2 protein-coding genes and 2 pseudogenes are annotated in these 2,707 nt (G+C 34.0%); 1 reads left to right on the plus strand and 3 read right to left on the minus strand.

Annotation, left to right across the window (positions count from 1 at the left end):
* A pseudogene (locus Q1J40_RS05500) lies at window positions 1-468 on the plus strand (hypothetical protein); the annotation flags it as partial.
* Window positions 469-610: 142 nt separating this feature from the next.
* On the opposite strand, the gene Q1J40_RS05505 reads toward Q1J40_RS05500, so the two are convergent.
* The 3 genes and pseudogenes from Q1J40_RS05505 to Q1J40_RS05515 form a co-directional block, all read right to left on the minus strand.
* The gene (locus tag Q1J40_RS05505) at window positions 611-1,942 is read right to left on the minus strand and encodes an L-cystine transporter (RefSeq protein WP_301099051.1); all 1,332 of its coding nucleotides are present in this window, start codon (window positions 1,940-1,942) and stop codon (window positions 611-613) included.
* A 356-nt stretch (window positions 1,943-2,298) separates the two neighbouring features.
* Window positions 2,299-2,457, minus strand: a pseudogene (locus Q1J40_RS05510) (MFS transporter); the annotation flags it as partial.
* Window positions 2,447-2,707, minus strand: a 261-nt coding sequence (locus Q1J40_RS05515; RefSeq protein ID WP_301099052.1) for a thiamine phosphate synthase, incomplete at its 5' end; no start/stop codon positions are given. The pseudogene Q1J40_RS05510 and the gene Q1J40_RS05515, both read right to left, overlap by 11 nt.

The raw sequence follows: 2,707 nt of genomic DNA on the forward strand, positions 1-2,707 counted from the left end.
TCACAAATTGATAAAGCGATTGTATTAAATAGCGGTAATAACTGGAAAAATCGCATTAACAGAATGGTAAGCTATCCATCGCTTAAGCGTGTAATGAAATTTGTAGATACAACGATATTCCCTGCGATGGAAGAGGTTTCTAAAGAACTTCAACATAAAGGATTAAAAACTAAACTTGTTAATAATAAGGATGAAAACTACTTTACATTTGAAGTTCTGCATGGTGAAGAAATTGATTTTATCTACCAAGTACATCTTATCGAATCGGTTAAACCTGTCTTTGCGTTAAGTTCTTCATCAAATGTTTCAAATGAAAGAGAGAAACATGATATCTACTATCGAGCTGAAGTTTTCTTAGCTGAAGGTAGTCAAGATTACGATCTATATGGCTATACCAAAGAACAAATTATTATCGATATACTTAACCAGTATGAAAGTCATATGCAATTCTTACATATGGAAAGATAATCGGTATTAACCATATATACAAAAGGTATCAAACCACAAGATTTGATACCTTTTCTTTTGCACTATAAAGCGGTCACTTCCTTCTAAAATTTTGCATTTTTTTATAGAGAAAATGCTCGCTTATTTTACAAGATGATAACTATTACTGATAACTTTGAGTTAAGAATCGATCACTTAATGTGCCCGCTACCATTGCACCATTCACATTTAACGCTGTTCTTCCCATATCAATTAATGGCTCAATAGAGATTAATAGTCCCACTAATTCTAATGGCAAACCAAGAGCTGACAACACCACGATAGAAGCAAAGGTTGCGCCACCGCCGACTCCTGCAATTCCAAATGATGAAATAGCAACAATAAGAATCAAACTAAATATGTAATTGGCACTAAAAGGATCAATACCTACTGTTGGGGCAACCATTACTGCAAGCATTGCAGGGTAAATTCCCGCACAGCCATTTTGTCCAATTGTTGCACCGAATGTTGCAGAGAAATTAGCAATTACACTATTGTTACCTAATTTATCTGTTTGAGCTTCGATATTTAAAGGTAATGTTGCCGCACTTGAGCGTGAGCTAAAAGCAAAACTGAGTACTGGCAATACTTTTTTGTAGTAATCAAATGGATTGACTTTAACCACAAAAAGTAAAATACCGTGAACAATAAACATCAATAAAATAGCAATATAAGAAGCAATAATAAAGCTACCTAAATTAACAATATCTGACCAAGCTGATGTCGCTGCCATTTTCGTCATTAATGCAAACACACCATAAGGCGTTAAACGGATAATAAAACGAACTAAACGCATCACCCATTGGTTTAAGGTATCAACACCCTGCGAGATTCTTTCTCCTAAATCTTTATTTTCTTTAGCTAGACTCAATGCTGCAACACCTAAGAATGCAGAAAAAATTACTGTGCTAATAATAGACGTTGGGTTTACACCAGTTAAATCAGCAAATGGATTACGAGGAATGAAAGATAATAATAATGAAGGAATAGTTAAATTACTAACTTTTTCTATCCTCCCCGATACGCTGAGTTGTGCGGCTAACTCTCTTTCTCCAGCAACCAATCCTTCCGCAGACAAATCAAATAGATATGCCATCAAAATACCAATAGCTGCAGCAATTGCTGTGGTAATCAGTAAAATAAATAACACACTAAAACTCACCTTACCGAGTGAATTTGCTTGATGTAAGCGAGTGATAGCAGAAAGAATAGAAATAAATACCAATGGCATCACAATCATTTGCAATAAACGAACATAGCCATTACCGACTACATTTATCCACTCTAATGTACCATCGATAATGGATTTATCGTAAAAGTTTTGTAGTAAAGCACCACCTATTAAACCTAAAAACAATCCAATAAAAACTGTCCAACCTAATTTTTGCGTACGTTGTAGGACTTTAAACAACGCAAAAAGAAGGATGATAAATATCACTAAATTAAAAATAATCATATTTAATTCCTCTAAAAAAATAATGGCGAGAATATCGACTCGCCATAATAAATTCCAATAAACATTAACTATTTTTTATAACAAATTATTATAAAAATACTTCACTTAAGATTTCATTGTTTTTTAGCTACAAATCTGATTACTTTACCTTTTCCATTGTGAAAAAGTCCCTCCGATAACTCGACTTCTGTTTCTTCTAAAAATAAGAATTCAAAATCATGGAAATATTGTTTTAGCTCTTCAATCGAAAACAACAGCTCTAATTTATCAGGACCACCAACTTTCGGATTTTCAGTTCTATATGCTAAATGTTGCTTACTAAAGGCCTCAAAAACGATATACCCACCTTTTTTTAAAAGTGAGGCTAATTGATTGGAAAGTGGGTCAGTACTACTAAAAAATTGATGATTGAATACCAACACGGCAGCCATTGCATAGATATAGTTATCAAAATATTCAATAGCTGTCCCCATCATTGTTGCAATCACAATTTTTTGAGGGGAATTATGCTTCATGATGCCCTCTAAGTAATTCTTTTACTGTTTGAGGAATATTTTCAGAATAGGTGATCGCAGTAATTACAGCAACACCATCTGCACCATTCTTACGAAGTTGTTCTACACTATCGGATTTAACTCCGCCAATTGCGACAAGAGGTTTAGTGATTCCCGCATCTCTTAAAGTCTTAATAAAATCCATTCCCACCACAGGTTTTGGATCTTCTTTAGATTGAGTTGGAAAGATTGGCCCAATACCAAAATAATC

This window comes from Otariodibacter sp. (assembly GCF_029256985.1).
GTDB lineage: Bacteria > Pseudomonadota > Gammaproteobacteria > Enterobacterales > Pasteurellaceae > Otariodibacter.

Coding starts and splice junctions, on each gene's coding strand:
- Q1J40_RS05505 (WP_301099051.1), bottom strand. CDS start 1,942: ATGATTATTTTTAATTTAGTGATATTTATCATCCTTCTTTTTGCGTTG.